This window comes from Desulfobacter sp. (assembly GCF_050177295.1).
In genome coordinates this window covers 1-5,368 of sequence record NZ_JBFXHE010000306.1, presented here as the reverse complement: position 1 = coordinate 5,368, position 5,368 = coordinate 1, and the positions used below count along the sequence as shown (strand labels likewise).

General features: G+C 50.8%; 5 protein-coding genes. 1 reads left to right on the top strand and 4 read right to left on the bottom strand.

Translation table 11 applies throughout. From position 1 onward, the window contains the following. From AB7U36_RS17545 to AB7U36_RS17535, 3 genes are all read right to left on the bottom strand, one after another. A partial coding sequence (locus AB7U36_RS17545) for an NAD(P)-binding protein (RefSeq protein ID WP_428160973.1) occupies positions 1-696 on the bottom strand: 696 nt, incomplete at its 3' end. A gap of 33 nt (positions 697-729) precedes the next feature. Next, positions 730-1,569, bottom strand: a complete 840-nt coding sequence (locus tag AB7U36_RS17540; protein ID WP_428160972.1) for a sulfide/dihydroorotate dehydrogenase-like FAD/NAD-binding protein — start codon at positions 1,567-1,569, stop codon at positions 730-732. A 212-nt stretch (positions 1,570-1,781) separates the two neighbouring features. Beyond that, the gene (locus tag AB7U36_RS17535; protein ID WP_428160971.1) at positions 1,782-3,725 is read right to left on the bottom strand and encodes a phosphoenolpyruvate carboxykinase (GTP); all 1,944 of its coding nucleotides are present in this window, start codon (positions 3,723-3,725) and stop codon (positions 1,782-1,784) included. 188 nt (positions 3,726-3,913) lie between these two features. Here AB7U36_RS17535 and AB7U36_RS17530 point away from each other — a divergent pair, with 188 nt between their 5' ends. After that, complete coding sequence (locus tag AB7U36_RS17530) at positions 3,914-4,840, top strand: PHP domain-containing protein (RefSeq protein ID WP_428160970.1); 927 nt, start codon at positions 3,914-3,916, stop codon at positions 4,838-4,840. Positions 4,841-4,885: 45 nt separating this feature from the next. Here the strand turns inward: AB7U36_RS17530 and AB7U36_RS17525 are convergent. After that, a partial coding sequence (locus AB7U36_RS17525) for a hypothetical protein (RefSeq protein ID WP_428160969.1) occupies positions 4,886-5,368 on the bottom strand: 483 nt, incomplete at its 5' end.

The following is a 5,368-nucleotide window of genomic DNA, read 5'->3' as shown; positions in this document are numbered from 1 at the left end:
TGCGTCATAGCCTTCGGCAAACAGTTCGTCAACGGTGATGGTGGCACCGATGACAGTGTTACATTCAATGTTTGCCCCCATTTTTTCAAGGGTGGCCACTTCGGATGCAACGATTTCCTTGGGCAGACGGAATTCTGGAATACCGTATACCAGAACCCCGCCGGGTTTGTGAAATGCTTCAAAGATGGTGACATCATGGCCCTTGGTCAGAAGATCGCCCGCAACGGTCAGCCCGGAGGGACCCGAACCGATAACCGCTACTTTTTTGCCGGTTTTTTTAGCCACAGCAGGCGCTTCACCGGTGCCGTGTTTACGTTCCCAGTCCGCAGCAAAGCGTTCAAGATAACCAATGGCAACGGGTTTTTCTCTTTTGCCGAGCAGGCATTTGCCTTCACACTGTTCTTCCTGGGGACAGACCCTGCCGCAGACTGCGGGAAGGGCATTCCGTTGCCAAAGTTTTCTGGCTGCAGCGGAAAAATCACCATCCGCTATGCATTTGATAAACCCAGGAATGGATACGGAAACCGGGCATCCATCCATGCAGGCGGGTTTTTTGCACTGCAGGCAGCGTTTGGCTTCGGTGATGGCCATCTCTTCGGTAAGGCCCAAGGGAACTTCCAAAAAATTTCTGCGCCTGACATCCGGGTCCTGTTCCGGCATCACTACCCGATCAACTGTTTCTTTTTTATCAACCATTTATTCCTCCATATATCCCAAGAACCGGGCGCGTTAAGTTGCATTGCATCTGCATTTGTTGTAAGCATCCATGGACTGCTTCTCAACTTGAGTATAGGATGCAAGCCGTTTGGCAAGTCCATCAAAATCAACCTGGTGACCGTCAAATTCGGGGCCGTCCACGCAGGCGAACTTTGTCTTCCCGCCCACAGATACCCGGCATCCGCCGCACATGCCTGTGCCGTCCACCATGATGGGGTTCAGGCTGACCATGGTCTTGACACCCTTTTCCTTGGTGATCAGGCTGCAGAATTTCATCATGGGAATGGGACCGATGGCCACAACCAGGGCAATGTCCTCTTTTTCAATGGTTTCCTTGAGTACATCCGTTACAAATCCGTGATGGCCCATGGAGCCGTCATCGGTGCAGATATACAGGTGATCAGAGGCTTCCCGCATCTTTTCTTCCAGGATGAGCAGGTCGTAACTCCTTGAACCCAGAATGGCTGTGACCTCATTGCCGGCAGCTTTCATTGCCCGTGCAATGGGGTGCAGTACGGCAATGCCGGTGCCGCCGCCCACGCAGACAACTTTTCCTATCTTGTCAATATGGGTGGGCGCACCCAAAGGACCGATGAGTGCAAAGTATTCTTCGCCGACCTTCAAATCTTTGAACCGGGCCGTGGATTTGCCAACGACCATGTAAATGATGGTGATGGTGCCTTTTTCAGGATCCGTGTCCGCCATGGTCAACGGGACGCGTTCGCCGGTCTCGTCTGCCTGAAGAATGACAAACTGGCCGGGTCTGGCCTTTTTGGATATACGAGGTGCTTCTATTTCGTTGAGGATAATGGTTCCCTGGGCCAATTCCTCACGATGCACTATTCTTGCCATTATTATCCTCCGTATTTGAGTTTGGAATCATCTCAACTTTATGGCATTGAGGGCAAACGTCCTTAATCAATTTCATAACGGGTTATCTTATTGATCACTTTGCCTAAAATCAAGTAGAAACCCGTTATGGAATAATACATAATTGATTTAATCCCTGTACCCCGGCTTTAAATTACATGGATAAAGTTTTGTAAAAAACAGTCGGGCCAGTATCAAATAAGGTTTTCAAAATAATCCGGAGTGATGACATCCCCGATTTTTTTCTTCAGATCCAGAAGCGCAGATTTTTGTGCTGCCAGGATTTCAAACAGTTTTTCCGGAAGGTTCTCTTCCTTTGCATATGCTTTTTCCTGAAGTTCAATGCGCTGGATGATTTTTACCGTGTACAGGGCAAACTGCATGTCATAAAGGGATCTGGGATAGTCCTTGTCAATGATTTGCCCGAACAGTCCGGCCAGATCATTGTAGCGGGGCAGGTTGCCAATGGGGGTGCACAGGTATCCGACTTCGTTATGGGCATATCTTTCCAGCCAGGCCAGCCATACTTTGACATCCCGTTTTTCCCCGAGAAGCTTGCCTGAATCGCCGCCCCTGGCCCGGTGGGTCAGAAAATAGTTCAGGCCTGCCATCACCGGCCTGAAAGGCTCCCTGATGTCCGGGTTGTTGAAGAATTTGAACTGGGCATCCATGTAATCGCCCAGGGCACCGGGGATAAAAGGGGCGTTGGCCCAGGGGGCACGTTTAATGCCTGTGACCCCGACCTCTGTGGACGTAGTCTCAGATACAATACAGGCACCGATGACAACGCCGGCATCCGGGGTCTTTGCCACCCACACCGGCGGCATGGTGTCCGCGTCCCTGCCTGAATATGTAAATATCCGTGTCACCACCCCTTCGGGATTGGCTGCTTCAGGCGAGAAGTTATCCAGGTTTTCCGAGGCCAGGGTGCACCTGGAATTGGAATGGGACATACGGATAGGCTCTGCCTTGTCATTGGTTTTGCCCTGGTGCCATTCGCCCTGGAAGTTGATTCCTTTTTCCGGGGCAGGTTCCATATTGCCAACCCAGTGGGGTTTGAGATTTTCGTCAATAAGGACATTTGACCAGATCACTTCGTGGCCGGGCTGCCGCAGTACTTTCATCAACAACGGATCCCCGTCAACATTTAGACCCTCCACAATCCCGAATATCCCGTTTTCCGGATTGATGGTGCGGATGCTGCCGTCTTGGGCAATCCACATCTGGGCCAGGTCATCACCTATAAATACATTGCCGGCCATGGCAGTGGTGGTTTTTCCGCATCCGGAAGGGGCCGCGCCTGCACACCAGGTCGTTCGGCCGCCGGGGCCGCCGATGCCCGTAATAAACATATGTTCGGACAACTCCCTGCCCCGGTCCTGGTATACGGCTTTGTCCACGGCAAATCTGTGATTGCCCTTTTTAAGCAGCAGGGTATTTCCGGCATAGGTGCATTTCCAGGCATAGGTGGTCTGGTATTTCCGGTCCATGAACACCCGGGCATGGGGAAGATCCTCGGTACGGTTCAGGCCTTCGGAGTGCACATTGGTGAAAAAATATCCCTTTTGCGTAACTTCGCGGTCGAAATCATCAAAGGCGTTTCGGTAAAGCAGCTCTGCGCTGTGGGATATATAGGCAGAGGATGTGATCTCTAAGGCAGGGTTGGCTACAGGGGAGCCCACAGGCCCTCTCATGTAAAATCCCACAATCATGGTCAGATTTTCCATGATGCCGGACATGTTGTCTTCAATCTCTTGTGCGGCTTTTTCGGGGGGCATGCGGTTGGCAAGGCTCGATACCAGATCCTGGGGTTCGGCAATGTAATAGGTGCGGTCCACGATCCTTCCCTGCTCACCGGCCAGGTCAAAATGGATGGTGTGCCCCGCCATGGCAAGGGTGCGTTCCTCGCCCTTTTCAAGGGCAATTTTCCGGATGGCATCCTTGTCTTCATCTGATCCGGTATTGATAAATATTTTTGACGGCCTGCAAAGGGCAATGGCGTTGGCGATGCGGATCCGTACATCCGGATGCTTGATCCTGGCAATCTTGGCGGATTGTGTGCTGTCAAGTTTTAATTTAAATAGATTTTGGGCCTGGTCGGGAGTAGTGATTTTCCCAAGGGTATTTAAAGGATCCATAGGTAATAATTTAAGTCCAAATGATGTTTAGGATTGTCAAAGTTCAAAGGCTTGTGTCTATCATTTAATCTAGGAAAATTAAATAAAATATTACAATTTGGTTAAAAAAAGAAAATATGCCCGGGAGCAATAAATTGTGATAAAATTATGGCGTTGGATAAAGAAACAATAATGTCGGGAGGCAGTTTATGACACATATATTTGCAGATTTGCATAATCACACCACTGCATCTGACGGGGATTTTTCTCCCGGAGATCTGGTGGTCCGGGCCGCGAACATGGGGATCAAGGTTCTGGGGGTGACCGACCATGATACCCTGGATGGACTCGAATCTGCACTGGATGCAGGAAAAACACAGGGCATAGAGGTCTTTCCGGGTGTTGAGATTTCCGTGCGCTTCAAACGGGCATTTTTTACGGGTACCCTGCACCTGCTGACCTATTTTTCAAGCGCGCGGTTAAAAGATTCAGGGTTTGTCACGCGGTTTAAAACCCTTCTGGCCGCAGGAAGGGGCCAGAGTCTGGTCCGGGCAAGAATTGAAAAGATCAACGAGGTGTTCGGTCCTTCCGGGCAATTCCCTTTATTGTCAAGGGATCTTGCTTTTGAAGATATTGCCGCATATTCGGCCAATGCTTCCCGCCGCCATTTTGCCATGGCCCTGGCCGAGAAACTGAGTATTTCGGACAAAGATACCATTACCCGGATCATCGGCAATGACAGTCCTGCCTACCTTCCTTCGGGGGTGGACCTTGAACAGGTGAAAGGTTTTCTAAAAACTGAACCTGTTGTCGCAGTGCTGGCCCACCCGGCTGCCGGCTCTTTTCCCGGGGAAGGGCATTACAAGGAGGTGCTGCCGCCCCTGGAAACCGTGGCACGTCTGCTGCCCGAGGTTCTGGATGCCGGTGTCAAAGGCCTTGAGGTCCATTATCCGGGCCATGCACCGGAACATAAGGCACTGCTTCTGGCCTGGGCGCAAAAATATGACCTGCTTGTCACCGGCGGTTCTGACTGTCATGACAGCGCCAACCGTCCTTTGGGGGCAGCCGGGGTCGGTGAACAGGAATTTATGCGGTTAAGGCAGGAGTTGATCTGCGTAGAAAAGAAAAGCAGATAACCGATCAATAAAGTTAAGATGATTCCAATTAAAACCATGAAGCGCTTATAAACGACGCTCAAATTCAGGTTCACTGGGTCTTATTTCCTCTTCAGTGCGTTTCTTGCCGTCCTGGTGTTTTTTGTTCTGGGGAGGATGCGTCTTGTGCTGATTGCGATTATTCTGTTCCTGCTTCATTTTGTTGCGGTCATGTTGACGTGGATCTCCGGTCCGCTTTCCTGGAGACTGTCTGCGTTGATCCATTTCATCACGCCGTTTGTCTTTTTGCATTGGGGCCTTTTTTGGCTGATACTTGTCATTATACCGTGGATCCTTACGTAGAGGATCGTTTTTCTGCCGGTATTTGTCATTCCCGCGGGGGGCCTTGGGGGGCTGATATTTTGGAGCCTTTGACGGATGATCATCGTGCCCATCGTATTTATGATCGCGGTGATCATTATTGAAATGGCGCCCCTTCCATCTGGTGTCCGATGGCCAGTGCGTACGGGGCAACGCGATCCAGTTTCCGCCTTTGGTTCTGCTATAGTA

Excerpts from the sequence above, each read along its gene's own strand:
- AB7U36_RS17540 (WP_428160972.1), bottom strand. The coding sequence starts at position 1,569 with ATGGCAAGAATAGTGCATCGTGAGGAATTGGCCCAGGGAACCATTATC.
- AB7U36_RS17535 (WP_428160971.1), bottom strand. The coding sequence starts at position 3,725 with ATGGATCCTTTAAATACCCTTGGGAAAATCACTACTCCCGACCAGGCC.
- AB7U36_RS17530 (WP_428160970.1), top strand. The coding sequence starts at position 3,914 with ATGACACATATATTTGCAGATTTGCATAATCACACCACTGCATCTGAC.